Annotated in this window: 24 protein-coding genes; 9 read left to right on the forward strand and 15 right to left on the reverse strand. The window is 61.3% G+C overall.

Translation table 11 applies throughout. The features are described from left to right. Positions 1-95 precede the first annotated feature (95 nt). Both RT614_RS24335 and RT614_RS24340 read left to right on the forward strand, forming a co-directional pair. Entirely contained in the window at positions 96-443 is a 348-nt protein-coding gene (locus tag RT614_RS24335; protein WP_313624738.1) for a hypothetical protein, read from the forward strand. After that, positions 436-1,116, forward strand: a complete 681-nt coding sequence (locus tag RT614_RS24340; protein WP_313624739.1) for a hypothetical protein — start codon at positions 436-438, stop codon at positions 1,114-1,116. The genes RT614_RS24335 and RT614_RS24340 overlap by 8 nt, the downstream gene beginning before the upstream one ends. On the opposite strand, the gene RT614_RS24345 is transcribed toward RT614_RS24340, so the two are convergent. The 3 genes from RT614_RS24345 to RT614_RS24355 all read right to left on the reverse strand — a co-directional run bounded on the left by RT614_RS24345 (position 1,113) and on the right by RT614_RS24355 (position 5,350). Then, the gene (locus RT614_RS24345) at positions 1,113-2,477 is read right to left on the reverse strand and encodes a phage integrase central domain-containing protein (RefSeq protein ID WP_313624740.1); all 1,365 of its coding nucleotides are present in this window, start codon (positions 2,475-2,477) and stop codon (positions 1,113-1,115) included. The two genes, RT614_RS24340 and RT614_RS24345, sit on opposite strands and share 4 nt — an antisense overlap. A 1,524-nt stretch (positions 2,478-4,001) precedes the next feature. Then, positions 4,002-4,670 (reverse strand): hypothetical protein, encoded by a 669-nt coding sequence (locus RT614_RS24350; protein WP_313624741.1) that lies wholly within the window; start codon positions 4,668-4,670, stop codon positions 4,002-4,004. A gap of 452 nt (positions 4,671-5,122) precedes the next feature. Beyond that, entirely contained in the window at positions 5,123-5,350 is a 228-nt protein-coding gene (locus RT614_RS24355) for a hypothetical protein (protein ID WP_313624742.1), read from the reverse strand. 127 nt (positions 5,351-5,477) lie between these two features. Here RT614_RS24355 and RT614_RS24360 point away from each other — a divergent pair, with 127 nt between their 5' ends. Together RT614_RS24360 and RT614_RS24365 are read left to right on the forward strand one after the other, a co-directional pair. After that, positions 5,478-7,625: a LamG-like jellyroll fold domain-containing protein gene (locus RT614_RS24360; RefSeq protein WP_313624743.1), complete on the forward strand. Its 2,148-nt coding sequence runs from the start codon at positions 5,478-5,480 to the stop codon at positions 7,623-7,625. A gap of 301 nt (positions 7,626-7,926) precedes the next feature. Then, complete coding sequence (locus RT614_RS24365) at positions 7,927-8,556, forward strand: HAD family hydrolase (protein WP_313624744.1); 630 nt, start codon at positions 7,927-7,929, stop codon at positions 8,554-8,556. A 168-nt stretch (positions 8,557-8,724) separates the two neighbouring features. Here the strand turns inward: RT614_RS24365 and RT614_RS24370 are convergent, their stop codons facing one another. The 6 genes from RT614_RS24370 to RT614_RS24395 all read right to left on the reverse strand — a co-directional run bounded on the left by RT614_RS24370 (position 8,725) and on the right by RT614_RS24395 (position 14,028). Continuing rightward, entirely contained in the window at positions 8,725-9,321 is a 597-nt protein-coding gene (locus RT614_RS24370; protein ID WP_313624745.1) for a hypothetical protein, read from the reverse strand. Between the two features lie 154 nt (positions 9,322-9,475). Next, entirely contained in the window at positions 9,476-9,775 is a 300-nt protein-coding gene (locus RT614_RS24375) for a hypothetical protein (RefSeq protein ID WP_313624746.1), read from the reverse strand. Further along, the gene (locus RT614_RS24380; protein WP_313624747.1) at positions 9,768-10,283 is read right to left on the reverse strand and encodes a contact-dependent growth inhibition system immunity protein; all 516 of its coding nucleotides are present in this window, start codon (positions 10,281-10,283) and stop codon (positions 9,768-9,770) included. The genes RT614_RS24375 and RT614_RS24380 overlap by 8 nt, the downstream gene beginning before the upstream one ends. Before the next feature lie 208 nt (positions 10,284-10,491). After that, positions 10,492-10,704, reverse strand: coding sequence for a hypothetical protein (locus tag RT614_RS24385; protein ID WP_313624748.1), 213 nt, complete (start codon positions 10,702-10,704; stop codon positions 10,492-10,494). Beyond that, positions 10,701-11,870, reverse strand: coding sequence for a PepSY domain-containing protein (locus tag RT614_RS24390; protein ID WP_313624749.1), 1,170 nt, complete (start codon positions 11,868-11,870; stop codon positions 10,701-10,703). The genes RT614_RS24385 and RT614_RS24390 overlap by 4 nt, the downstream gene beginning before the upstream one ends. Before the next feature lie 10 nt (positions 11,871-11,880). Next, the gene (locus tag RT614_RS24395) at positions 11,881-14,028 is read right to left on the reverse strand and encodes a TonB-dependent receptor (RefSeq protein WP_313624750.1); all 2,148 of its coding nucleotides are present in this window, start codon (positions 14,026-14,028) and stop codon (positions 11,881-11,883) included. Between the two features lie 687 nt (positions 14,029-14,715). Here RT614_RS24395 and RT614_RS24400 point away from each other — a divergent pair. The 3 genes from RT614_RS24400 to RT614_RS24410 all read left to right on the forward strand — a co-directional run bounded on the left by RT614_RS24400 (position 14,716) and on the right by RT614_RS24410 (position 17,139). Next, complete coding sequence (locus RT614_RS24400; protein ID WP_313624751.1) at positions 14,716-15,912, forward strand: hypothetical protein; 1,197 nt, start codon at positions 14,716-14,718, stop codon at positions 15,910-15,912. Between the two features lie 79 nt (positions 15,913-15,991). Further along, on the forward strand, positions 15,992-16,288 hold the full coding sequence (locus RT614_RS24405) for a hypothetical protein (RefSeq protein ID WP_313624752.1): 297 nt from the start codon (positions 15,992-15,994) through the stop codon (positions 16,286-16,288). 161 nt (positions 16,289-16,449) lie between these two features. Continuing rightward, complete coding sequence (locus tag RT614_RS24410; protein ID WP_313624753.1) at positions 16,450-17,139, forward strand: hypothetical protein; 690 nt, start codon at positions 16,450-16,452, stop codon at positions 17,137-17,139. A 64-nt stretch (positions 17,140-17,203) separates the two neighbouring features. Here RT614_RS24410 and RT614_RS24415 read toward each other — a convergent pair whose 3' ends face one another. The 3 genes from RT614_RS24415 to RT614_RS24425 form a co-directional block, all read right to left on the reverse strand. Beyond that, positions 17,204-17,893, reverse strand: a complete 690-nt coding sequence (locus tag RT614_RS24415; RefSeq protein ID WP_313624754.1) for a 4-carboxy-4-hydroxy-2-oxoadipate aldolase/oxaloacetate decarboxylase — start codon at positions 17,891-17,893, stop codon at positions 17,204-17,206. Next, the gene (locus tag RT614_RS24420) at positions 17,890-18,609 is read right to left on the reverse strand and encodes a PIG-L deacetylase family protein (protein ID WP_313624755.1); all 720 of its coding nucleotides are present in this window, start codon (positions 18,607-18,609) and stop codon (positions 17,890-17,892) included. The genes RT614_RS24415 and RT614_RS24420 overlap by 4 nt, the downstream gene beginning before the upstream one ends. 72 nt (positions 18,610-18,681) lie before the next feature. Next, a complete protein-coding gene (locus tag RT614_RS24425) occupies positions 18,682-19,689 on the reverse strand; it encodes a tripartite tricarboxylate transporter substrate binding protein (protein WP_313624756.1) in 1,008 nt (335 codons plus the stop codon). Between the two features lie 106 nt (positions 19,690-19,795). Between RT614_RS24425 and RT614_RS24430 the strand changes: the two genes are divergently transcribed. Then, a complete protein-coding gene (locus tag RT614_RS24430) occupies positions 19,796-20,689 on the forward strand; it encodes a LysR family transcriptional regulator (RefSeq protein ID WP_313624757.1) in 894 nt (297 codons plus the stop codon). 45 nt (positions 20,690-20,734) lie between these two features. Beyond that, positions 20,735-21,580 (forward strand): DMT family transporter, encoded by an 846-nt coding sequence (locus RT614_RS24435; protein ID WP_313624758.1) that lies wholly within the window; start codon positions 20,735-20,737, stop codon positions 21,578-21,580. A gap of 128 nt (positions 21,581-21,708) precedes the next feature. Here the strand turns inward: RT614_RS24435 and RT614_RS24440 are convergent, their stop codons facing one another. From RT614_RS24440 to RT614_RS24450, 3 genes are read right to left on the reverse strand one after another with little or no spacing between them, the layout of a single operon-like run. After that, positions 21,709-22,254, reverse strand: a complete 546-nt coding sequence (locus tag RT614_RS24440) for a GAF domain-containing protein (RefSeq protein ID WP_313624759.1) — start codon at positions 22,252-22,254, stop codon at positions 21,709-21,711. Then, positions 22,251-23,606: an MFS transporter gene (locus RT614_RS24445; RefSeq protein WP_313624760.1), complete on the reverse strand. Its 1,356-nt coding sequence runs from the start codon at positions 23,604-23,606 to the stop codon at positions 22,251-22,253. The genes RT614_RS24440 and RT614_RS24445 overlap by 4 nt, the downstream gene beginning before the upstream one ends. A gap of 35 nt (positions 23,607-23,641) precedes the next feature. Then, on the reverse strand, positions 23,642-24,871 hold the full coding sequence (locus RT614_RS24450) for a metal-dependent hydrolase family protein (protein WP_313624761.1): 1,230 nt from the start codon (positions 24,869-24,871) through the stop codon (positions 23,642-23,644). Positions 24,872-25,029: the final 158 nt, after the last annotated feature.

The following is a 25,029-nucleotide window of genomic DNA, read 5'->3' on the forward strand; positions in this document are numbered from 1 at the left end:
CTTTAGGCCTCCTACGATTGCTGTCAGGGAGACGAAGCAGCCGATTTTCAGGTATTGGGATAGTGTTTTACCACGACCTAGCAACGCTGCCGCACATGCAACTAACAAATAATGTTGCGTCGCCAGACCTATCTAGGTTCGCAGGTACTGATCTCGCAGATGGGCTCATCTCTATTTCAAGCATGGATAATCCACTACACGATGGCTTTCATTTTATCGATGCGACGTCATGGCGCTTAACGCACCTGTCGCAATTCATCTCCCCTCCTATTCCACAAGATGCTGAGCGAAATTTTCATGGAACTGGGGCCCGCTTGATTGCTGCGGTTCTAGCTTCCTTGCTTCCCGGTATCGCTTATGTTGGACTCGTAGCTCAAGATGGAAAAATACGTCTTTATTGCAATGGCATAGACATTATTAAAGATGAGTTAACCGATGGCTAACGTCTCGCTATCCACCAGAGAGCTCAAGAAGGCTTTACTGTTCGTCTCGGCAATAACTGTTCTAATAGGTGCTATTGCAGGTTTGATTCGCCATCTTGCATTTGGCACTGACATCACGCTCGCCTATGCTCAAGGATTAAGCTTTGGCATCAGCATGGCTGTTGGCATAGCCATCTGGGCTTTTAGACGTCCGTGGACAATAAATTGGCTCGCGAAAGTGGCAGGCCGACCGATCATACATGGAATTTGGTTCGGCCACCTTCATACAAACTACAATATAGATGCTACTAGCCAATTAACAAAGATCCCTATTGCGTTTGTCATCAAGCAAACCTACCTGGGCTACTCTTTGCTCTCATATACCGCCCACCAAAACAGTGAAACACTGGTCGAATCAATAGTTGTCGACGATCAGCACGACACAGTCGTGTTACGGTACATGTATGAGTTCTCTATTCGGAAACCGGATGAACGGAAACTAACAACTGGAGCAGCAGAATTGAGGTTGGTCGAAAATGGCACAAAGCTAACCGGGCACTATCTGACCAACTCCCCCACTCAGGGCTTCGCAGAGCTAACCTTGGTCCAACGAGATTGCCGAGGTATCGACACATTTTCCGCTGCACAGAAACTCTACGATTCGAAGCTTGTTACTGCTTCAGCGGATCGTTAATGTTTCCTTCGCTTCCACGCCGCAAGCCCTGATCGCGACTTTGTTCTCACACGTCGCTCCCGCCTCCGGCTCTCCCCCTCCTTGCCTTCGCCAGACGAACTAAGAAAGTCGTACATCGCCTCTAGAGCCTCTTTCTTCTCATCGAAGTACTCATAGAGGTTGTAGTGTCGCTTCTCCACGCTCGACAACCCGTGGGACTGGAGCTCATCGCGGAATTCTTTCGGCACTTTGAGCTTGGCCAACAAGGTCGTCACACCAGAGCGCACTCGTTTCAGGGAGAAGCCCTCGATTGAGTCTCCCACGGCATCCTTGGCCCAACGCCTCACGGTGGTCGCGCTCAGAGGTGTACCAGGGCTTACTGACAAAGCAAACTCGCCTTCGATACACCGCAACTCGCTGAGCGCAGTCTCAGCGGCTTCAATCAAGGGTATGAGAATAAGGCGCACATTACCTGAGCGTCCCTTGGTGTCCTCCAAGACAACTGCATTGGATCGCACATCCTCATTCTTTAGCCGTAGCAACTGTTCCAGTCGCTGGCCACCAAGCAAGAGATGCAACCGCAGGAACGCCGACTCTCTACCAGGCACGTTGATGACCTTCCAGTACTCTCGCATCACCTCTGGCATCAGTGGGTTCTTGTCGACACCATAGGAGTTCGGGATGCTCGATACATCAGAAACCGGATTGATTTTGACGTTGAACGGAGCGTACCTTTTGGAAGCAGCGGGGTCGTTATTGATCTTCCTGGCCTGCTCATATGCGGCATGAAGATACGCTCTCACCTGTCTCGCCGTCGTTTTGTGCCCGGCCTCCAAAATCTTGCGTAACACAGTCGAAATCTGCTCGGTTGTCACCTGGTTAGCCTGAGTGGCGGCAATCTTGGGGAAGGCTACCTTCACGTTCTTGTGAACCGAATTCCTTGTGTCCTTGGCCGTTGCAGGGTTGCGTAGGCCGTCGATATACACAGCCATCAATTTCTCCAAGGTATAACCCTTGGCAACAGCAGCTAAGGCTTCTGCTTCTCTCTGGGCATCTACCTCGGCCTTCGCCTGCTGCAAGAGTCCCCTTAGGCCGCCTCGATCGCGAGCCTCATAGTGCCGCGCTGCCAGGGCCGCCGCGGCAAAGCGAGCCGCAGAAAGCGAGTACCCTTGCTTTGTGGGATTGACACTCTTGGGCGGAGCTAGCTTGTCATATAGACCGATCTGCACTCGATCTGGTTTGCCTTCGTGAGTGAACCTGTAATAAAAAGTGATCCCATCCTTAGCCGCCTTTCTCACCTCAAGGCTACCGCGTGGCGATACCGATTCAATCCGCAGAAATTGCCTCGGCTTTATCGTCTCAATCGCGGTTTTCAACGTCATCTGCTCTTTCATCTAGCCCCATCTGTGCACAGTTCTGTGCACAGTTTAACGCAAGATGGAAGAAAATAGTAACAGACGAAACTAGACGATTAATCCTTATCAATCAATATGTTATAGATATTTCGGATGTCTATAGAAGTCCAGAGAAGTACAGGATTGCCGCTCTCAAAATCCCCCGCCGCAAGGCGTGCCGGTTCGATTCCGGCCCCGGGCACCAGAAACCTGTCTGGATTGATATCAGGTAATACTTGAAACCCGCACCGGCTCACGCTCTGCGGGTTTTTTGTCGTCGGGGGTAATCTACGATCATCTGCCGTCAGATACCGTCGGAGGACGGTACTTCTGGCGGTATCTGCGAGATACCGTCAGGAGCGCGAAGAATGCCGCTATCGACACCGCCATCCGCCAGGCCAAGCCCACGGAAAAGGCCCGCAAGATGACAGATGGCGGCGGCCTGTACATGCTCAGGTATGTGGAAAGACCCATATGTTAGGAGATACCTTCCCATTGCCGATCGCCCCAGTTCGAAGAACAGCCAAAAGACGACTGCCACACTGGCAATCAAAGAACTTCCAATAACTCTTGCGGAACGGGAAGTTTCGGCGATTATCACCTTTCCCAACCATGAATGTTCTAACGGTTTAGACGCTGAAATGATAAGGGACATTGCGTCCGAACTTTTCGAGCCCAAAACGAAGACCGTCTCCAGTGTTTTTAGCACTTTGGGGGGCCTGGGTCCGGTGGAAATGGTCCGCGAGTCGCGCGAAGGAGCGCCGACGAAATGATTTTGTGTATTGAGCCGAAGTAGCTCAGACCTTCCAATCAAAAGCGGCGTGCGCGACAGGGGCAAGTGCAAATAGGCGACTCACAAGGTGAGGCGCAGCACAGGTGGAGAGCGCGTGCTGATCCTCACTAACGTTTAGCGCGCGCTGCTGGAGGGTGCGCCGAGCCTGCGCTTCAGCCGCTCCCACACGCTTTCCGGCCGAGGCTTCGGCGCCGGAAGCCAAAACTCGCTCATTTGAATTTTCATGAGCGTGCCGTCTGGGGCGAGTCCAAGCGCCAGCGTAGGCGCGACGATACACCAACGGTCAACCGCCCCCCAATTAAGGCTGACAATGCCTTGCTGTGGGTCGTATTCGACCGCCTGGATTGGCTGACACCTGGCACGCCCATCATCCTCGAATGGCGCTTCGAAAAAAGCCTCACCGCCATCTCCCATCGCCGGCCGAATACCCCGCGTGACCCATTCTGCAGGACTTGTGCGTATGTACACTTCGACGAGGCGCTTACGGTCATCCAGGTCCAGGCTAAGCGATCCAGCGTCAATAATCGGAGCAACTTCGGGCAGAGGCCACCGCTGGTCTAGGTAGTCCCGGAGGGGATACTTCGAGTCTCGCTCTTGATTGTCACCTGCCCGATACTTGATGGTGCAACTAAGAATGCTACCTTCAGGCTCCCAACAAGCCTGTGCAAGCGCTGGTGAAGACGTGGCTTTGGCTTTAACTCGTATCGTCTGCATGATCATCATTCGAAGATCTTAAAGTGGGCAATGATGTATTCGCGCTCGTTGAGCAACACCTCAAGCGTGTACGGGCGCCCTTGTTTACGGATCTTGATCAAATACATGAAATAGCCAGCCGTCCCCTGCGGGTCTGGCACTCGTTTTCCGTGCAATATGGCCAAGCGGAGTATGTGAACTGGAACGAAGCGGCCTTTTTCCAGCATTCGTCCTAAAGCCTTGCGTGTAAAGCGCAGATTTCTTTTGGCCAGCGCATAGTATTTCGCGCGCAGCGGTATCAAAACCGACTGGCTGATGGTCACACCCGCGCGCGCCAGCACAGCCCCTCGAACCAGCTTTGAACCCAGCTTCCAAGCCGCCCCCGCCAGAAAGACCACATCCAGGGGATCGATCAGCGGCGCTTCCAGAGGCAATTCGTCAATCGATTGCAGCTCACCCGAAAGGTCGTAGGTCCGGAATACGCCACCAAAACCTATTCGATATCCAATGATCGCATCCGAGGTCTCATCGTGGATGGGCTGCGCCCCTTCAGGCACGCTAGGCGGCAGAAATTCGAAGAGTGCCGGTGAAAGTGGCGGAACGCCATCCCACACGTAAGAGGATTCATCGTCTAGGGCAAGTGGACTGTCTGGCATTTGGGCGGCCTGGCGAAAGCGAGATCGTCCATAGTTCACGGGCTATCGTCGCCGGCCTATCGGCGGCGTCCGATGCACGGTCGGTATGCCGAGCACTCCAAACGGAGGCGTGACGAGCACGCCTTTTTCAGCATGAGAATCCGTACCCGTACTAGCGCGCTCTGTGTCCGGGATGGTCTAGATTCATCTATTGCCGTCGTCTAGGTTGATCCCGAAAAGCCGGAACGTCCACCAGCCAGGCGCTGGCTCCCACTCTTTGGACCGCGCACAGGACATGCGTGGAAATAGGCAAATCAGGACGATTCGCGCCCAGCGCTGGACAGGGCCACTGAGCAACGGCCCGCATTACCTCGTAACTTGATGACGCCGATAACGATGGCATGCGAAGTAATAGACACGGCCCACGAAGTTTTTGTCGAGCGGCTAGGAGCATTGGTCCGGTCGAGCGGTGCCGATCCCGATGCGTTTTTCGATGATCAAGTCTTTCGCCCCTAGTTGGCATCGATGTATTTGGAACCTTGGCCGGCATAGAGCGGCCGACTCGGCCTTTTCGACACCTCGCCCGTTAGCTTCATGAAGCGGGCCGTCGGCGTCAGCGCCATGACGGCATTTGGACGATGCGCAACGCTAGTGACCTGAGACAGATCAGCCAGTTTGTCTGGCGGCGTGCCCAGCGAGCAGAACTTGTTCGTGCCAGAAGCCGCCAGCAGCGCCAGCATCGATTCCCTCCGACCTGCGCACCCGAACCACGGTCGCCCATCACCGTTCCCAAATTTGTAACCCCTCATTCATCATCCCGTCATTCGCCCTCCCTATGCTTCCCGCTTTTTCTGAAAGGCAGCACAGATGGCGCACGACAAGCACGACGGCAAACTTGAGATTGCCAACACACTTCCCGCCCTGCCGACCGCGACGGATCCGCGCCGTCGCAGTTTGCTCAAGGCCGGTTTCGGCGTCACGCTCCTGCCGGTGGGCGGTTCGCTTCTGTTGTCTGCCTGCTCCAGCGACGATGACGATGACACCGCAGCGCCCGAGACGCCCGGGACCCAGCCGGAGCCTCAGCCCGAACCGCAGCCGCAACCCCTCAACATCTCCAGCTTCGCCGTAGCGGTGTTGCCGGACACGCAGTTCTACTCGCGCTACGCTACGGACGCTGAAAACCAGCAGTTCATGCGCAAGTACGGTAGCGAGCCGTTCAAGGCGCAGACGCAGTGGGTGGCCGACCATTCCAAGTCGCTTGGCATTCCGTTCCTGATTCATCTGGGCGACGTGGTCGATCAGCAGGGCAAGCCGGATCAGTGGAAGGTGGCCGACGCGGCCATGGCGATCCTGGAAGACGCCAAGGTGCCGTACTCGATCCTGGCGGGCAACCACGACGTGATCCTGGACCGGGACTACGTCGACGCCAGCAGCCAGGCCAGCGCCACGGACGCGCAGCGCACGCTGGCCAACGAGCCGTATCTGAAAACGTTCAGTGCAGATCGCGCCAAGAATCAGGCCACCTTTGGCGGCCGCGATCCTAGCGGCTTTCACGAATATCATGTGTTCGAAGCCGAAGGCCAGAAGTTCATGGTCCTGTCGTTGTCGTGGCGCATTTCCGATGCCGCGCTGACGTGGGCCAATCAGGTCATTCGTGCGAACCCGTCGCTGCCGGTGATCCTGGTCAACCACCAGTTGCTGAACATCGACAAGGATGGCGTCACGCCGCTTGAAGTGCCTTATGGGCTGATGCTGTGGGACAAGCTGATCCGCGACAACGATCAGATCTTCATGACGCTGAACGGCCACTATCACGGCGCCGCGCACCTGACCAAGACGAATGCGTTCGGCAACGCCGTCGAGGAAATGGTGGTGGACTACCAGATGGCCTATCAGGGCGGCAACGGCCTGATGCGCCTGTACGAATTCGATCTCAGCAACGACGAGATCCGTGTGCTGTCGTTTTCGCCGTGGGTGCCGCAAAAGCCGAAGGAAACGCTCAACACGTTTGACCAAGCCATCCTGACCGGCGCGAACGAGCAGTTCACGATCAAGATCGACTTTGCCAAGCGCTTCGGTGGGTTCAACAAGGAATTCAAGGCGGCCACGCCGTCGCATACCGCGCTGATCGACCAGGCCCGCGCGCTGATCCTGGCGAACTACACGGATCCGGTCGCCGCCGAGCAAAAGCCTGCCGCCGATCCGGACGACTATCCGCAGGTGTCCGGCACGCTGGCGCACTGGCGCTTCTTTGGCGGCGCCAATGGCCAGCCGGTGCCGGTGGGCGAGGTGATCGCGGACCGCACGGGTCTGAATCCCATGCGCCGTGCAGCCTTGAACATTGACGGCGTGGCCGGTGCGCAGTTGGGCGACGTGGTCTGGTCGGACGACCACCATTTCCTTTCGGCGGCGCCGGGATCGGTGCGTTTCCTGAACACCGACAAGAACACGGCTCGCATGAGCTACTTCACCACGGACGCCGCGGCCATCATCAACGGCCAAACCGCGCCCAATGGCTACACGGTAGAAGCCTTCATCAAGATTGACCGAGATTGGGTCGCGTCCAAGCACGCGTGGATGAACATCATGACGCGCGACGGAAAGCGCGGCAGCTTGCCGGGATTCTCCGGTGGTGATCCGGAGTCGCCGCCGCTGCTGTTCGCCGTGTCGAGCCTTCGCGAGATCCAGTGGGAAGTGGTTCCCGACGCCACGGGCACGCGCGGACCCAAGGCTAACTGGTCTGGCGAGATCATCCCCGACAAGTGGATGCACGTTGCCGTGGTCAACGATGACACCACGCACGAAACCATCCTGTACGTGGAAGGCGCGCCCGTCCTGCGCAACACGTCCGACGCCCCCGGCCTGGCGACGCTGGCGGCAAACATGCCGTGGATCATCGGTGCAGGTTCGTGGGACGGCGCTCGGGCCGATGGCTTCTTTGGCAGCGTCGGTGAAGTGCGCATCGTCGACCATGCCCTGCAGCCGATCGACTGGCTGACCTCGCGCCGTCGTTGATGGGTGCAAGCGCCGCCGGCCAGTTGGGCGGCGGCGCGGCAGCGCGCCATGCGTGCGGCGAAGCGATGCGTAGGCAAACGCCGGAAAAAATGGGGGCTCGTCGACTCGGTTGAATCGCAAGAACACTTGCACCAATCTGGCAAGAGTTTGGTCCGACATGGAAAACCGTTGCGCAGCCCGTCGAACCCCGATCCATATCCAGATCCGAACCAAGGTTTACCCGCTAGAATTCCGTCCAAACAAGGTTCGATCTAACTATCGACCGAACAGTGGAAGGCTTCTTTGGCAACCCGGAGGTTCAATGGCAATCAAGGCCGTGGCATTTGACGTATTTGGAACCTTGGTCAACATCGAGCGGCCAACCCGCCCATTCCGAAAGCTGGTCCGCCTGCTGCACGAAGCGGGCCGCCAGCGCCAACGCGACGATGGCGTTCGGGCGATGAGCAACGCGATCGACCTGAGACAGGCCGCCAGCCTGTTTGGCGGAATGATCAGCGAAGAGAAGTTAAATGCGCTGGAAGCTGAATTGCGTGAAGAGATTCAGTCGATCACGCTTTTCGCTGACGCAGCGCCGACGCTGCTTGCATTGAAGCAGCGCGGAATCAAGGTGGCGCTTTGTTCCAACCTTGCCGCGCCGTACGGGCCGCCTGTGTTGGACCTGCTGCCAATCGAACCGGACTTCTGCGCGTGGTCATACGAAGCCGGGGCCGTAAAGCCGCAACCTCAGATCTACGAATACCTTTGTGATGGCATTGCGTGCCGTCCCGATGAAGTCCTGATGATTGGCGACACCATTGAAGCCGATATGGTCGGGCCTCGGAACTTTGGCATCCATGGATACCATTTGGACAGGCAGCCAGCCACGACGAGTTCCGCGGAGTCTGTGCGCTCGCTGAACGACGTGCTTACTCTCATGTCCGCCCATCACTAACAGCCTGCCGTACATAAAACGGGAAGGCGGCTTTATCGGCGCCTTCCCTAACTAAAAAAGGCGCCGGCCTACGATTTATTAATGCCTCTGCAGTGGGAGCAGCCCGGCGCCTTCACATCAGGGGGGGTTGCAAGTCGAAGGGGCATCACGCTCCGCCCTTCTTACCGCTTAGCGAGAGTTGCTGGACTGTGGGCCGAATCGGCGCTTCAGGCGCGCCCACGTGCTTTCCGGCTGAGCTTCCGGCGCCGGAATCCAAAACTCGCTCAATTGAATCTTCATGAGCGCCCCATCTATTGCGAGCCCTAGCGCCAGCGTGGGCGCGACGGTGTACCAACGGTCAACTGCGCCCCAACTGAGGCAGGCAATGCCTCGCGCAGAGTCATACAGCGCTTCTTCAATCGGGGAGCACTTCGCATCGCCGCCGTCGTCGAAGGCAGCCTGAATATATGGCTCCACATAATCGGCATCGGTAGAGGGTACTGGTTGAAGGGCCCGCTCCGTCAAGTCAGCGCGGATGTCGAAGTCACAAAGACGCCCTTCTGAGTCCAGGGCCATGGAGAGGTCACCTGCAACAATCATGCGACGAGGCCGTGGGAGTGGCCATTGCGCATCCAGCATGTCACGAAGTGCCTTGGACTTGTCGTGTACGCGCTCTTTCTGTGGATAAGCGATTTTGCAATACAGATTCTGGACGTCCGCATCCCAAAGGACTTCCACGTCAGCCGGAATAATTGTTGGTTCAGAAATGACAGCAACTGTAGTCATAGTTTCTCGTACAAGAAGTGGGCGATGCTGTATTCCCGCTCATGAAGCAAGACCTCGAACTAATATGACTTGCCCCGAAATCTGACGTTTATCGTATACACAAAGTATCCGAGTTTCGACGCCCGCCGTTTTTGTGACGGCACGACCAGCTGGCTCACGAACTTCCCCAAACCCGTTCAAATTCACTATCAGTCATCACCCACCCTACCCCCCTCTCACACGAAACCCGCTTGAAGCGGAAGGCCTTCTGATAGCTCCACTCATCGCCCAAAGCGCAGATCTCTCCCGGTTGAAGATAAAACGTTGGGGCGAAATCATCGATTGATGCGTATACCTCGATCGGCGCGATGACCTGCCACCTTCCGTGCGGCGTATCCGAACATCCTGCCAACACGGCAATCATCGCCAATACCGCAAACCAGATTCCGACCAGCCGCCGCGCCATTTCAGCCATGGCTTGCCGCCCCGTCTTCGCCTTCCAAAATCCCCTTCAGTTCAAGAAGGAACGAAGCCGCGGTGTAGCCAATCGCAGCCGGGCCGAACGACGGCCAAAGTTTCGCGAAGGCTGCTTCAGATTTCGGCCCGCACGTGGCGATGAAGGCATCCATCTCTGCGCAAACTCGACGGACTTCCCTCCCGTCGAATACCTGCTTGTAGTCTTGTGCGACTTCCTGGATGGTTTCGCCGGTAGCTGCCCACTCCTGATGAAACCATCCATCAAGGAATCGCTCCAGGTTGGGAAACTGGCCGCGTTCGACGTGGCCCCCATCGTTGCATGCAGCAGGCGCGGACAACGCGAGTTGTGCGGCGCCGTCCAGCATTTCTGAAATGCCCCCGAAGGGGGCCAGGCCTCCCCACATTCGGCCAGAGCAATTCAATGCGTCGGCGAGCGATTCGCCTTGCAGGACTGCGTCAAGCTGATCAGGCGTGAGGGCCACGGTGTAGGCAGCTTTCTCGTCCATTCGATGACTCCGGTCTGTTGATGGAGCGATGAATGTCGAAAAAAGCCACGTCTCTGTCGATCAGCGCCGTCTGAAATCGGCCGGATGGTGACGCTACGCAAGCGCTGGCGCATTCCCGGCGGGGCGCGTCGCAGCCCCTGTCACGCTGCGGCATGACCGATTCAATCGACGATCCGGCGCCGGCGCATTTGAACAAGGAAAGATCGCCCTACCCGCCCCGCCGCCGCCACGCCCACCACACGGCCCCAATCGGCGCGAAGATGGTCGCCCAGGACAGCCCGTCCCACACGCCATCGCCCAGCAGCGCCGACACGAGTCCGACGATGGATGCGACGCCCAGCCAGATCGGCGCTCGGAACACTTCTCCAGCTGATTGCAGGTTCTCGGTGCGCGCACCGCGCGGTTCGTGGGTGTTTTTCATTGCGCGGCCTCCTGGCGGTCTTGCTGGCGCATCGCCCCGGCCGTTTCAGCGGCGTCCTCAGTCTGCGGCTTGGAGGCGCTGGCAGCCTTCGGCTTGCGCAGCCACAAATACACCCCACTACCCAAAACCACGATCGCAAAGATATCCAGCACCGCCCAAAGGATCTTCAGCGGCAGGCCGCCATAATCCCCGAAATGCAGCGGTTGCGACAGGAACAGGGTCTTCACGTACCAGGGCATCTCCCGGGTATCGGTCAGCTCTCCGTTGGAGGCGTCAACCAGCGCCGGTTTGAGCAGGCGCGCGGTGACGGGCGTGTTGCCCTTCATGAAGAAGGTGTAGTGGTGCGGGCTGGAGAACATGGTGCCCGGGAAGGCGACCAGGCTTACCGCCATGTCGGGCACGGCGCTGCGTGCCGTGCGAATTGAGTCTTCCAGGTGTGCGGGCTGGGTGACGGGCGGCAGGTCTTTGAAGGGGGCCGTCATTTCCGCCATCTGGTCCATTTGCCACAAGCCCAGGACGACTCTGTTCAGGGTGTTGATGCTGCCCGTGATGCCCACGACCAGCAGCCAGACGACGGTGACGATGCCCAGCAGATTGTGCCAGTCCAGCCATTTGACGCGGGTGCTGCGCTGGGTGCGCAACGCGCCGAATTTCAGGCGGCGCATGAAGGGGTAGTACGGCACGACGCCCGAGACGATCGCGACGACCATCAAGAGGCCCATCGCGCCCAGGAACAGCATGCCCGGCAGGCCAGCGAACATGTCCGTGTGCAGCTTCAGCATGACGTACATGAAGCCTTCGTCGGTGGCCGGCTCGTCCAGCACTTTGGCCGTGCGGGAATCGATGACGACGGCGTTGTTTTCCTCGGGCGGCGCGTCGACGGCGCTGGCCATCGACACATAGGTGATATTCGGGTGCTCGTCCTGGTCCCAGAACATGTAGCGGATGACTTCGCCCGGGCGGCGTTCCAGTGCGGTCTGCGCGATGCGGTCGAGGCTGGCGTTGGGCGTGCCGGCGGGCATGGGCGGCGCTTCGACGACGCCGGACAGGTGCTCGATCTCTTCGTGGAAGATCAAGGGCAGCCCGGTCAGGCAGAGCAACAGCATGAATACGGTGCAGACCAGGCTGCTCCACTTGTGAATCCAGGACCAGGTTTGCGTGGACATTCCAGCCTCCTTAGAACGCGATGCTGGTAGAGAACGTGTAGGTGCGCGGCGATCCTACGAACAGGTAGCCGGCTGTCGCGGTGCCCCAGTAGTTCCGGTTGAACAGGTTTTCGACGTTGAAGCGGAACGTGACGGGCGTGCCGCTGATTTTGGTTTCGTAGCGGGCGCCGGCGTCGACGCGCGTCCAGCTTGGCACGGACAACGCGTTGTCGGCGTCGGCGTACGTCCTGTCCGTGTAGATGATGCGGCCCAGCAGCGTCAGGCCGGGCGCGAAGGGGGTGTCCCATTCGGCGCCCAGGTTGAATTGCCAGTCGGGCACGCCGATGGCCTTGTTGCCCTGCAGGCCGGGCGTGGTGGCTTTGTTGATGACGGCGTCGATGTAGCTGACGCCGCCCAGCAGACGCACGCCCTTGGTGACTTCGCCGGCGAAGCTGGCTTCGACGCCGCGGTTGCGCTGTTCGCCGAATTCTCCAAACGTGTCGCCAGAGATGCCGGAGCTGGGGCGCGTCAGTTCGAACAAGGCGACGGTAGCCAGCATGTCGTCGTTCAGGTTGTATTTGACGCCGATTTCCTTTTGCTTGGACTTGAAGGGCGACAGGGTTTGGCCCGGGTTGGTGATGGCCGCGCTGGTGGGCGCGGTGTCGCCCTGCGACAGGCCTTCGACGTAGCTGGCGTAGACCGAGAGGTCGGGACGCACTTTGAAGACGACGCCGGCCAGGGGCGTGGTAGCGCTTTCGTCATAGCGCGGGCCGCTGGGGTCGCCGTTGCTGAAGTCGTAGTTCTGGCCCTGCACGTTCTGTCGGCGCACGCCCAGAGTCAGTTGCAACCGATCATCCATGAAGCCCAGGGTGTCGGCCAGTGCATAGCTGGTCAGCTTGGTGCTTTGGTACCGATTCAGGGGGTTGCTGATGCCGGAGATCGACGGCGTATCGAGGATGGCTCCGGAATAGATGTTGGAGTTGCCCGGCGGGAAGCCGGTGTAGAAGCCAAGCTTGGAGTCCTGGTCCAACAAGGTATAGCTGAAGGCGACCTTGTGGCTTACGGGGCCGGTCTTGAAGTTGCCGCGCAGGCCGGCTTCGGTGGACTTGCTGTCCACGGTCATCCGTTGCCAACCGCCGAAGAAGGAATAGTCGCCCTGCGTGTTCTGCAGGACGGGGTTGCCGGCGAAGGCGTCCCAATCCAGCTTGCGCTGGCCGTAGCCCGCGTAGGCAGTGATGTTGTCGGTGATGTCGTATTCGATCTTGAATACGCCGGCGCTATTTCGGCCGTCGCTCCAGCCCAGGCCGGGATAAGGATTCTTGTTGCTGGGCGCCTGGGGAACCGAGGTCAGATCCGTGCCAAGCTGGAACTGGCGCACGACGTTGTCGATGCGTTCTTTCTGCCACAGCAGGTCCAGGGACGTGCGAAGCTTCTCGCCGCGATAATCCAGCGCGACGGAGCCCAGGGCGTCGCGCGCGGACTGGTCCTTGATCGGCGTGTCGCCGTCGCGCAGCAAAGCGTTCACGCGGATGCCGAAGGCATTGTCCGGGCCGAAGCGGCGGCCCACGTCGGCATGCACGCCGAATACGGAGTCGGACATCACGCTGGCGTTCAGGCGGGTGATGGGGTCATCGGTGGCGCGCTTGGGCACCAAATTGACGACGCCGCCCACGCTGCCGCCGGGCGTCATGCCGAATAGCGCGGCCGACGGACCCTTGATGATCTCCACGCGTTCCAGGGTTTCCACCGGAGCGCGCCAGTACGGCGACAGGCCAAACATGCCGTTGAAGGCGAAATCCGACGTGGGTACGTTGAACCCGCGGATGGTGAGGTCTTCGTTGATGTTGGACCGGGCGCTGCTCATGCGGACTGACGGATCCAGAGTCGCGACGTCGGCCACCGAACGCGCCTGCTCGTTCTCGATGGTCTGAGCGGTATAGCTGGTGACGCTGAAGGGCGTATCCATGACCGACGTGTTGCCCAGGATGCCCATGCGGGCGCCGCCACCGATCTGGCCCCCGGCAATTGGCGCGGGCGCCTCGCCCAAGGCCACCGGCGCGCTGGTGACGGTAACGGTGGGCAGCACGGTGATCGCCGCGGGATCCGGCGCCGCCGTCTGAGCCGAAAGCGAGGCCGCGTACAGCGCCGCGCTGCCAGCCACCGCCTGCTTGATGGTCATGGCGACGCGCCGTTGCGCACCTTGACAGTCTTTCGATCCACGTCCCACAGCCCACTCCGCACGTTATCCCAAAAACGCGCATGATAAGCGTTCTTGATAAGCGTTCTTATTAACAATTGCCTCGGGATTTACCAGTAGTGGGCGCGGCGCGGGCCAGCGGAGGCCGGTCGCCATCCAGATCTAATCCGCTTGGGCTGGCGGCACATTGTCCATACTGAAAGTTGCCCATACACATCCGTGGATGGCAGCCAAATAATGGCTGGCATCAACACGCCAAAAGGCCTAATCCGCTGTCCCGACCAAGCGGCTACTAGCGCCTGACTATCCGCGCATCGCGCGGATCGCGGGAGCTTCATGCCTGTCTCGCCGGACGCCCGCGCTAGATCGCGGCCGCGCTGGCACATCCCGGCAAGGCTGCCAGCACTCCCGAGTTCTCCCTCGAAGTTTTCCCCAGCCCTGATTCCGCTGACCGTGCACCACAACGCTCGCTCACGGCAGATGGGCTGCCTTTGTCCGGCCAGATCGGCCACCTACCCCAAGGAGTCATCGACAGAACGTTATCGACCATTTGCAGCCGGGCGGCAGTGCTGGTCAATGCGGGGCATGCCCTTCTTGGCTCGCGGGCCTTGGGGCGCCCTACGACCTGATGCATCTCTGCCCGGTTCCAGCTAACGCGTACTTGAATTGTTGGAGACTGTCATGTCAGGAAAGAACAACAATATTCCACGGGTGGACAACCCGGGCGAAGAAGACCAAGGCGGGCCGGCCACCGGCAAGTCCGCCTCGGGGACGCCCGAGAACCCGGATTCTGACGCCGCCGGGCTTGAAGCGCTGAGCCAAGAGGCGGAGCAACAAGCCGTATTCGCCGAGGCAGGCGTTTCGGACGATCTGCTGGCGCTGCGGGACGCGATCGAGGCGCAGTTGCTCTCGGCGTCCGGCGAATCCCGGGCCCAGTCCGACGGCTCTTCCGCTGAAGGCATCGTGGGCGTGGGGATCGGCTTGCCGGACCCGACTAACGTGACTTTCGGCGCGGGCGGCCCGGGCGAACCGGTGCTCACGATTTTCACCGAGAGCGCCATGCCGCATGAAGCGGTGCTGGGCCAGTTGGCGCAGGCGGCCGGCACACGCGCTCTTTCGAGCGTGCCGGTGCAGCAGGTGCCGGTGGGCGTGGTGGACGCCTATTCGCATCGGGCGCGGCACCGTCCGGCGCCGGGCGGAGTATCGGTGGGACACGTGAACGTCACGGCGGGAACGCTGGGAAGCCGTGCGATCGGGCTGACAGCCCCGTGGACGAACCGGCACCTGATTCTCAGCAACAACCACGTGCTGGCGAATTCGAATGTCGCCAGCGTGAACGACAGCATCATCCAGCCGGGCGCGGCGGATGGGGGCCGTCATCCGGGAGACCAGATTGCAGTACTGGCGCGCTGGGTGCCGATCAATTTCGGCGGCGCGGCGAACTTTGTGGACTGCGCGTTCGGCTGGGCGTGGCACGACCGCATTCGTGGCGAGCAATATTATCTGTCGGGCGGCAGCGCCGCTTATTACCGTACAGGCACGTCGCCTTTGGCCGCTTCGCTCGGGCTGATCGTCGGCAAGAGCGGCCGCACTACGGGCCTTACCCAAGGCCGCGTGACACAGATCGGCGTGTCGGTTAACGTGAATTACGGCGGTGGCCGCGTCGCGTTGTTCCGTAACCAGATTGCCATTCAATCGGTGAATTCCAACCCGTTTTCGGCGGGCGGCGATTCCGGTTCGCTGATCTGGCATTGGGCTTCCGGCGTGCGCCCGGTCGCCCTGCTTTTCGCGGGCGGCGGCGGCACGACGTTTGCTAATCCCATTGCGTCCGTGCTTTCCGCACTGAATATCAGGCTACTGCCCTGACGAAAGTCCCGGTCGCCCTGTCCCCTTATCCGGGGCGGCCGATTTCACAAGATTCGACGAGGCACGAGGAGTTGGAGCCATGAGCAACATACAAAATCCTGGACATGATTTTTCTGGTGCCGGCCCCGTCGAATACAGTCCGGCTGAAACGCGAGCAAGCGGAAAGGTCGAAAGCCTGCTGGCCAGCGAAGAGTCCCGGCTTCTTGCGACGCCCGGCGTCGTGTCGGTAGGCGTTACCACCGGGCGTCCGGGAGAAGAGGCGCTGGCGGTGGGTGTGACGGACGCCAACGTGGCGGCGCGCCTGCCCCGCGAAATCAACGGAGTACCGTTGGTTATTACGGTCACCGGGCCGGTGGATGCGCAGCGCCAGCGCTGAAGGCGGCACGTTGCCCTCTTCACACCAGCGGCCCCGTTTACGGGGCCGTTGTCACAATTGAGCTTGCGCGGTCTTGACGGCTTTAGTCGCGCCACACCCTACGGCCCTTCTCGCCGTATGATCCACTCCGACGCGTAATCGGAGCGGTCCGGCTTACGGGATTGTGGATCTCGCCCCATGCAATGCACCCGTACCAATCATCGGACGGCGTGGCGGGGCGTCAAAATTTGAGGCTGTTGAGTATGAAAGCAGTTGCAGTTTTCTTGATGGCGGGCATTCTGGGCGGATGCGCGCTTCCCGGCGCCCAGCGGGCGAACCAGCAGAAGATTGATTCCGATAATGTCGAGACGTTCTGCGCCCAGGCGTGGTCGGATACCCGGCTGGATCCTATCCGGACGAAGTTGCCCGTCAAGGTTCCCGACGCGACCGTGGCGCAGCTTGCGGATCCCAGCTTGGCCACGCCTGGGGAGCAACAGGCGATCAGCGATTTCGACCCGGCCATGGCGCAGTGCTTCGACATGCGGCGCGCGTACTTGCAGGCCTATACGCCGGGTGGCGTTGTCGCCATTTTTGACGCGCTGAGAGCCGACAGCAAAGCGCTCAGGGCGCAACTGTGGGCCAAGAAAATCACTTTCGGCCAGTACAACACCGCCGCGATGCGTCTGCTGACGGACTCGCAGAAGGCCACGCAAGCCGAAGTGGAAAAGGCCAATCAGTTTGCCGCGCAGCAGCAGGCGCAGCGCGATCAGAACATGCTGCTGATGATGCCCTACATGAATCCGCCCATGCCGCGCCCGACGACTACCGATTGCTACCGATATGGCAACGCGGTGGGCTGCACGACGCGGTAACTCGCGAACGGGCGATATCAGCCGCGCTGGGGCATCATCGAGACATCGGCATGGCACGCGCGAATTACGCGTCGGGGCTGCTGTCCACGTAAACCAGCCCCGCGGCGGCCAACTTCTCCCGCATGCCGTAGATATCCAGCCCCAGCTCTCCCGCAGCCAGCCGCTTGCGCTTGTCCGTTTCGTTCCGCAGACGCGTATCGCAGGCATCGGCTACTTCCGCTGCCCGTGCTCGCGGGACAATGCACACGCCGTCGTCATCAGCCACGACGACGTCCCCGGGCTGCACCAGCGCGCCAGCGCACACCACCGGCACGTTGACCGACCCCGGCGTGGCCTTGACCGTGCCCTTGGCCGATACGCATTTGGACCAGACAGGAAACTTCATGTCGGTCAGCGCCGCCACGTCGCGGCAGCCGGCATCGATGACCAGCCCCTGCACGCCGCGCGCCCGCATGGATGTTGCCAGCAGCTCGCCGAACATCCCGTCTTCGTTCGACGATGCGCAGGCGACGACCAGGATGTCGCCCGGCCGGCAGAGTTCGATGGCGACGTGCAGCATCCAGTTGTCGCCGGGTTGCGCCAAGACGGTGACGGCGCTACCTGCGATGGATGCGCCGGCGTAGATGGGCCGCATACAGGGCTGCAGCAAGCCTGTCCGCTGTTGCGCCTCGTGCGCGGTGGCGACGCCGGCCGATACCAGACGTGCAATGACGGCGCTGTCCGCGCGCGGGATGTTCCTGACGGCGATGCTCATGCCAGCTCTCCGGTGACTTGGGGAAACACGCGCTGGTAGCCTTCCGCGTATTTGATCTTCATGTTGGAGTTGCGCGAGGCTTGCACGCCCCGCTGCAATGCCACGCGGGTGTAGTACTCCCACAGATGTTCCTGCGCCGCCATGGTTTCGAAGGCGCGGCGCTTCAAGTCCCACACTTCAGAGATGTCCAGCAGCACCTGGGGCTTCCATTCGCATTGTTCGGGCTGGTGTGGCTCGAAGAGGAACACGGGCGGTGCGCCCAGCACGGCCTGCTCGGGATGGTGGCCATGCGCCTGAGCGATGACGCGGGCCTCCTGGGCGACGTGCGTGGCCAACGGGTGGTCGAAGTTGTAGGGATCTTTCTGCGAATGCGTCAGCACGAATTCCGGCTGAAGCTCACGGTAGACGTCGACCAGTTCGAAGAGCGCATCGTCCGACACGCGCAGCGGATAGTCGCCGCAATCCATGAAGCGAATATCGGCGCCCAGGATGTCGGCGGCGATGCGGGCTTCTTCGCGGCGGTCGGCCTTGACCTTTTCCAGCGTCATGCCGGGCTGCTTCCACAGCTTGGCGGATTCGCCGCGTTCGCCGAACGACAGGCACACCACGGTCATTTTCCAGCCACGCTTTGCGTACAGGGCGATGGCGCCGCCAGCGCGCCAAACAAAGTCCGCGGAATGCGCGCTGACGACCAACGCGTTCTTTTGCCGTTCCATTTCAATTCCTCTATGCATGAATGCCGGCCGGGCGCGCGCAGCGATCCCGTGCCGGCGTGGGCGCAGGCAGCCTCAATCGGCCTTGATGCCCGCGTCCTGGATGACCTTGGTCCATTTAGTGGTTTCCGCCGCGACGAAATCGCGGAACTGGGGCGCGGTGCCCGGCGTGACGACGGCGCCCATCTCACCGAAGCGCTTTTTCACTTCGGGATCCTTAAGCGCGGTTTGGAGCGCCGCGTTCAGTTTTTCGGTGACGTCGGGCGGCAGGTCCTTGGGGCCGATCAGCCCCCACCACACGGTCGCCATCGCGCCCGGCAGACCTTGCGAAACCACCGTCGGCACCTCGGGCAACATGGCGGCCGGTTCGTCGTCCAGCACAGCCAGCGCGCGCAGCTTGCCGGCCTTGACGTGCGAGACGACTTCCAGCGGGTTGATCGACATGAACGAAATCCGCTGACCCAGCAGGTCCGTAACCGCAGGCGAGCCGCCCTTGTACGGCACGTGCAGGGCTTTCATGCCGCTCTCGCGCTTGAGGAGTTCGCTGGCCAGATGGCCCGAACTGCCGTTGCCGGCGGACGCGTAGGTCAGCTTGTCGGGATGGCTGCGGCCATAATCCGTCAGGTCCTTCAAAGTCTTGAAGGAGGATTCGACGGGGACCACGACGGCGAGCGGCGCGTAGCCGATCGCGCCCACCGGCGTGAAGTCATGCGTCGGGTCGAAGGTCAACTTGGAAAACAGGGCGCCGTTGGCGGCCAGCGTGTTCGATGCGGTCAGCAGCGTGTAGCCGTCGGCCGGCGCGCGCGCCACCGCGTCCATGCCGATATTGGTGGCGGCGCCCGGGCGGTTGTCGACGATGATGGTCTGCTTCAGGGCGTCGCCCATTTTCTGGCTGACCAGGCGCGTCACGATGTCCACGCCGCCGCCGGCGGCATACGGGACGACGATGCGGATTGGCTTGTCGGGATAGGCGCCCTGGGCGGCCGCGGGCAGCGGCATCAGCGCGGCGGCGGCCAGCAGCGTGCTCAATCCCGCAGTGGCGGCAAGGGCGCGGCGGGGCCGCGACGGGGCGAAAACCTTCATGGGAGTCTCCTGTCGATCTAGTTATGTTTGTCGGTATGATGCGCGGCGTACACTCATACCGTCCAATACCGTTTTTCAAGACGATCTATTTGCTTTCCAAATCGATATGGATTTCCGCCAACTGCGCTACTTCGTCGCCGTCGCCGAGGAACTGAGCTTCAGCCAGGCCGCGCGCCGCCTGCACGTCAGCCAGCCGCCGCTCAGCCTGCAGATCAAGGCGCTAGAGGAAGAACTGGGATCGCCCTTGCTGACACGCACCAGCCGCAGCGTGGAATTGACGCAGGCAGGCGCGCTGTTCCTGGATCAGGCGCGCCGCGCGCTGGCGCACCTGGAGCGCGCCGGCGAGGTCGTGCGGCAGTCGGCGCTGGGCGAAACAGGCGAAATCCGCGTGGCGTTCACGGCGTCGGTGCCGATGTTCGAGGCGTTTCCCCGCATCGTGCACGCGTTTCGGACGGACTTTCCCGGGGTGGGCGTGGACTTGAGCCACCAATCCACCGGCCAGCAACTGCGGGCGCTGGCGTCCAAGGACATCGATGTGGGGTTCCTGCGGCCGTCGATCCTGTTCGTTCCTCCGGCCAACATCGCGACGCAGCCGTTGTGGACGGATCGCCTGATGGTCGCCATGCCACAGTCGCACCCGCTTGCGCGCCGCAGCACGCCGCTGCCCATGGCGGAACTGGCGGACGAGTCCTTCATCCTGTTCCCGCGTGGATTGGGCTGCGGACTGTTCGACCACGTCAGCGTGCTGGCCAACCGCGCGGGGTTTGCGCCGCAGGTGGGTCAGGAAGCGCGCGAAGGCGCGACCATCATCGGCCTGGTGGCGGCGGGCATGGGCATTTCCATCCTGCCGGACACCTACATGAAGACAGGTATTCCTGGCGTGGTCTATCGCGACCTGGACACGCCGGACTCCCAAAGCCAGGTCCTTCTGGCGTATCGTTCGGAAGACGGTTCCCCGCTGGTGCAGCGGTTCCGCGAGGCCGCCCTGGCCGTGCAGTGACCGGCGCCTGCGCCGCCTAACCGCGGTTGATGAAAGGCCCGCGCCGTGACATTCCGCCTCTTCGCCCTGACCCTCTTCGCCATGCTGGCCTTTGCCGGCAATTCGCTGCTGTGTCGCCTGGCGCTCAAGCAGACCACCATCGATCCCACCACCTTCGTCGCCATCCGCATCGTGTCGGGAGCACTGATGCTGTGGCTGGTGCTGGCGCTGCGCCGGCAATCCGAGCGCCTGGAAGGCACGTGGGCGGGTGCGCTGGCCCTGTTCGCCTACGCGGTGGCGTTCTCTTATGCCTACACCCACATTCCTGCTGGCACGGGCGCGCTGCTGCTGTTCGGTGCAATCCAGATCAGCATGATCCTGTACGGGCTGACGATCGGCGAGCGCCTGTCGCCGCTGCAAGGCGTGGGCATTGCGCTGGCGATCACCGGGCTGGTGGCGCTGATGCTGCCCACCGTAGGCGCGCCGCCCGTGTTCTACGGTTTCCTGATGATCGTGTCGGGCGTGGCGTGGAGCATCTATTCGCTGTTGGGACGCGGCGCCAACAATCCGGTGGCCGCGACCGCGGGGAATTTCATCCGCGCGGCGCCGATCGCGCTGGCGCTGCTGCTTGGGCAGTTCGTGGCGTCCCATGTCCAGGCCGATGCCGCCGGCGCGGCCTATGCGGTCGCATCCGGAGCGGTGACATCCGGGCTGGGGTACATCCTTTGGTACGCGGCGCTGAAGCAATTGAACGTGACGCGCGCCGCCACCGTGCAGCTCAGCGTGCCGGTGCTGGCGGCGTTTGGCGGAACGCTGTTTCTGGATGAACCGTTAACGGCTGTGCTGGTGGCCGCGTCGGCGCTGGTGCTGGCGGGCGTGGCGTTGGTGATCCTGAACAAGCGGCAGGTTTGAATCCGCGGGACTATGGAACAAAAAAAGCGGACCTCCCAAACAGGCGGTCCGCAAAAAAAACGGGCCACTCCGGCAAGCGACCCGCAAGCCCGGTCCCTCATCGGGACGGGCGACTCAAATAACGGAAATTACACGCTGTCCAGCGCGGACCGATCCACGCCAGCCGCGGCCGATTGCGCGTCCTTGATCTCTTCGATGAAGACCGGTGCGCACAGGCCGGCGACAACAGCAGCCAGATCCTGATCGACATCGTCGTAGGCATGGCGCGTGGCCAGCATGTTGAGCGAGCCGATCACCCGCCCCTCGTGACGCACGGGGATGTTGAAGGCCGACTGCAGGCCGCGTTCGATCAGCATGGGCGCCTCGGAGAACACGGTGCGCACGTCGTCTTCGTTGCTGGCGACGTACATCTGCCCTTCTTCCAGGACCAGCCGCGACCACGGGCCGTTGCCCGTGGCCTTGAAGCCGCCCAGCGGGCTGATGCTTTCATCGGACGTGTACAGACGCTTCATCAGGCGGTGCTCCTCCAGGTAGAGCAGCGCCGTGAAGAGCTTGTGGCCGAAGGCCTCTTCCAGCAGGGCGGAAATCACGCCCCACTGGCCCTGGCGGTCACCGGCCAGGGCCAGCGCTCGGGCGTGTCCGGCCCACGGCCGCAACGCGGAAACCTTGGTCATGCCGCGATCTCCTCGAGCACCACACCGCGGGTGTTCTTGCCGTAGAACAGGATGCCCAGGCCGCCGATCAGCAGGATGGCGGTCATCATGGCGAACACGCCGGCAAAGCCCAGCACCGGATATGCCACGCCCACGATGGTCGGCGATGCGATGGAGCCGATGCGAGCGAAGGCGGATGCTGCCCCCATCCCGGTCGCGCGGATCGAGGTGGGATAGATTTCGGCGGTGTAGGTGTACTGGCCCGCGATGACGCCGTTCATGCCGAACGACAGCAGCATGCTCAGCATGATGATCTGGTGTTCGCCGCTGGCCAGCGCCAAGCCCAGCGCGGACAGGCACGACAGCAGCATGTAGGCCAGGATGGTGTACTTGCGGCCGATCTTATCGTTGAAGTACGCCGCCGAGAAATAGCCCGGAATCTGCGACAGGTAGATCAGGATGGTGTACGAGAAGCTCTTGGTGATCGTGAAGCCGCGTTCCACCAGCAGGCTGGGGATCCACACCAGGAAGGCGTAGTAGCAGAACAGCACGGTGATCCAGAAGACCCACACTAGCACGGTGGTGCCCAGGTATTGCTTGGAGAACAGCGACGCCAGCTTGGCCATCGCGCCTTGTTGGTCGGCGGGGGTGGGCGCAGCCTTGCGCGTGGCGATGGGCTTGGGCAGCGGACGGCCGGTGCTTTGCTGCACTTCGGCTTCGATGGCCGAGCAGATGCGGTTGGCTTCGGCCTCCTGGCCGGTGTGTTCCAGCCAACGCGGCGATTCAAACAGGGACTTGCGCCACCACAGCAGGAAGATCACAGGCACCGAGGCGATGATCATGATCCAGCGCCAGCCGTCATCGCTGAGCGGCACGATGAAATAGCCCAGCAGGGCCGACAACACGAAACCGAACGAGAAGAAGCCAGCCAGCGCGCCGGTGAAGCGGCCGCGGTACTTGCTGCTGACGAATTCGGCCAGGTACGGCGCGATGATGGCGCCTTCTGCGCCCATGCCGATGCCCGCGATCATGCGCAGGATGTAGAACTCGTGATAGTTGCGGGCGAAGGCGTTGACGAAGGTGGCCACGCAGAACAGCAGCAGCGCCCACATCATGATCTTCTTGCGGCCGTACCGGTCGCCAAGAATGCCGGAAAACAGCGCGCCGACCAGGAAGCCGACGTACGTGCTGCTGGCGATCCAGCCGATCTGGCCGGTGGAAAGGCCCCACTGTGTGCGCAGCGACGGAATGATGAAGGCGATGATGCCGGCGTCCAGCGCTTCGAAGGCGAGCCCCAGGCCGCCGATCATCAGCAGCCGGAAATGAAAGCTGCTGAAGGGCAACCGCTCCAGGCGGTCCGATACGGAAAACATGGTGAAAAGTTCCGGAGAAAAGTAAAGAGAGGCCGTCAGCAGGCGTTCTTGTGCAGCAGGCCGCGATTCATGATCAGCTTGATCGAGTCGGGCTTGGTGAGCAGTTCGATGTCGTCCAGCGGATTGCCGTCGATCAGCAGCAGATCGGCGTAGGCGCCTTCGACGACTTCGCCCAGGAGGCCTTCCTGATTCAGGATTTCGGCGCCGATCAAGGTGGCCTGCTGGATCACCTTGGCGTTGCCCAGCACGCGGCTGCGCAGCACCAGTTCGTCGGACTGCATGTAGTGGGTCTCGCCCAGCAGGTCGCTGCCGTAGCCCATCTTCACGCCGACTTCGTCCAGGATCTCCAGCGCGGTCAGGCCCTGCGTGCGCACGGTGGCGATCTTCCTGACCGAGTCCAGCGGCAGGCCATAGCGCTCGCCGTCGTTGGCCAGGCCTTCGTAGGTGATCAGCGTGGGCACCATGTAGGCCCCGTGCTCCTTCATCACCTGGGCGGCCTCGTGGTCGACGAGGTTGCCGTGCTCGATGGTGCGCACGCCGCAACGCACGGCGCGCGTGATGGCGCGGGGCGTGTATGCATGCGCCATCACATAGGTGTTGGCGTTGTTGGCTTCTTCGACGATGGCGATCAGCTCGGCTTCCGAGAAGCCCAGGTTCTGGATGGGATCGTTGGGCGAGGCCACGCCGCCCGACGCCATGACCTTGATCTGCGTAGCGCCTTTCAGGATTTCCTCGCGCACGGCCAGGCGGCAGTTGTCCACGCCGTCGACCACGCGGCCGATGTTCCCGATCTTGACGGAGCACGGGCAGGGATCGAGCTCGTCGTTGCGCTGGCGGAAATCGCCATGGCCGCCGGTCTGCGACAGGGCCTTGCCCGAGCAGAACAGCCGCGGGCCGTCCACCGTGCCGTCCAGCACGGCCTGCGCCAGCGCCCAGTCGGCGCCGCCGGCATCGCGCACCGACGTGAAGCCGCGGTCCAGCATGCCCTGCATGATGGGCAGCGCGCGCAGCAGAGCCAGGGCGTTGGGCAGGGCCGCGACGCGGCCCAGGTTGAACGACGAGGCCACCACGTGCACGTGGCAGTCGATCATGCCGGGCATCAGGGTCATGCCCTTGGCGTCCACGACCTCCGCATCCGCCGGCGTTGCGTCATCGGCGCCGATGCGGGTGATCAGGCCTTCCTCGACCAGCACGGTCGCGGCGCTTTCGAGGGCCAAGGTTCGGGTATTGAGGATCCTGCAATTCTTGATGACAACCGGCTTCATAATCGACCACGTAAACAGTTCAAAAATGCCTGGAAAAAACGGCATGGCGAACTCTACCGGTACAATCCAGGGGTCCGATACCGGGTCTCCCCTTATGTATTCGACACAAAATAGAACAGCCTTATGAGCATTACTCATACCCCCCTATGAGACGCCGC

The sequence above is a fragment of the Achromobacter sp. genome, assembly GCF_032102605.1.
Taxonomy (GTDB): domain Bacteria; phylum Pseudomonadota; class Gammaproteobacteria; order Burkholderiales; family Burkholderiaceae_B; genus Achromobacter.

Coding starts and splice junctions, on each gene's coding strand:
- RT614_RS24335 (WP_313624738.1), top strand. CDS start 96: ATGCAACTAACAAATAATGTTGCGTCGCCAGACCTATCTAGGTTCGCA.
- RT614_RS24340 (WP_313624739.1), top strand. CDS start 436: ATGGCTAACGTCTCGCTATCCACCAGAGAGCTCAAGAAGGCTTTACTG.
- RT614_RS24345 (WP_313624740.1), bottom strand. CDS start 2,477: ATGACGTTGAAAACCGCGATTGAGACGATAAAGCCGAGGCAATTTCTG.
- RT614_RS24355 (WP_313624742.1), bottom strand. CDS start 5,350: ATGCTGGCGCTGCTGGCGGCTTCTGGCACGAACAAGTTCTGCTCGCTG.
- RT614_RS24360 (WP_313624743.1), top strand. CDS start 5,478: ATGGCGCACGACAAGCACGACGGCAAACTTGAGATTGCCAACACACTT.
- RT614_RS24365 (WP_313624744.1), top strand. CDS start 7,927: ATGGCAATCAAGGCCGTGGCATTTGACGTATTTGGAACCTTGGTCAAC.
- RT614_RS24370 (WP_313624745.1), bottom strand. CDS start 9,321: ATGACTACAGTTGCTGTCATTTCTGAACCAACAATTATTCCGGCTGAC.
- RT614_RS24375 (WP_313624746.1), bottom strand. CDS start 9,775: ATGGCTGAAATGGCGCGGCGGCTGGTCGGAATCTGGTTTGCGGTATTG.
- RT614_RS24380 (WP_313624747.1), bottom strand. CDS start 10,283: ATGGACGAGAAAGCTGCCTACACCGTGGCCCTCACGCCTGATCAGCTT.
- RT614_RS24385 (WP_313624748.1), bottom strand. CDS start 10,704: ATGAAAAACACCCACGAACCGCGCGGTGCGCGCACCGAGAACCTGCAA.
- RT614_RS24390 (WP_313624749.1), bottom strand. CDS start 11,870: ATGTCCACGCAAACCTGGTCCTGGATTCACAAGTGGAGCAGCCTGGTC.
- RT614_RS24395 (WP_313624750.1), bottom strand. CDS start 14,028: ATGACCATCAAGCAGGCGGTGGCTGGCAGCGCGGCGCTGTACGCGGCC.
- RT614_RS24405 (WP_313624752.1), top strand. CDS start 15,992: ATGAGCAACATACAAAATCCTGGACATGATTTTTCTGGTGCCGGCCCC.
- RT614_RS24415 (WP_313624754.1), bottom strand. CDS start 17,893: ATGAGCATCGCCGTCAGGAACATCCCGCGCGCGGACAGCGCCGTCATT.
- RT614_RS24420 (WP_313624755.1), bottom strand. CDS start 18,609: ATGGAACGGCAAAAGAACGCGTTGGTCGTCAGCGCGCATTCCGCGGAC.
- RT614_RS24425 (WP_313624756.1), bottom strand. CDS start 19,689: ATGAAGGTTTTCGCCCCGTCGCGGCCCCGCCGCGCCCTTGCCGCCACT.
- RT614_RS24430 (WP_313624757.1), top strand. CDS start 19,796: ATGGATTTCCGCCAACTGCGCTACTTCGTCGCCGTCGCCGAGGAACTG.
- RT614_RS24440 (WP_313624759.1), bottom strand. CDS start 22,254: ATGACCAAGGTTTCCGCGTTGCGGCCGTGGGCCGGACACGCCCGAGCG.
- RT614_RS24445 (WP_313624760.1), bottom strand. CDS start 23,606: ATGTTTTCCGTATCGGACCGCCTGGAGCGGTTGCCCTTCAGCAGCTTT.
- RT614_RS24450 (WP_313624761.1), bottom strand. CDS start 24,871: ATGAAGCCGGTTGTCATCAAGAATTGCAGGATCCTCAATACCCGAACC.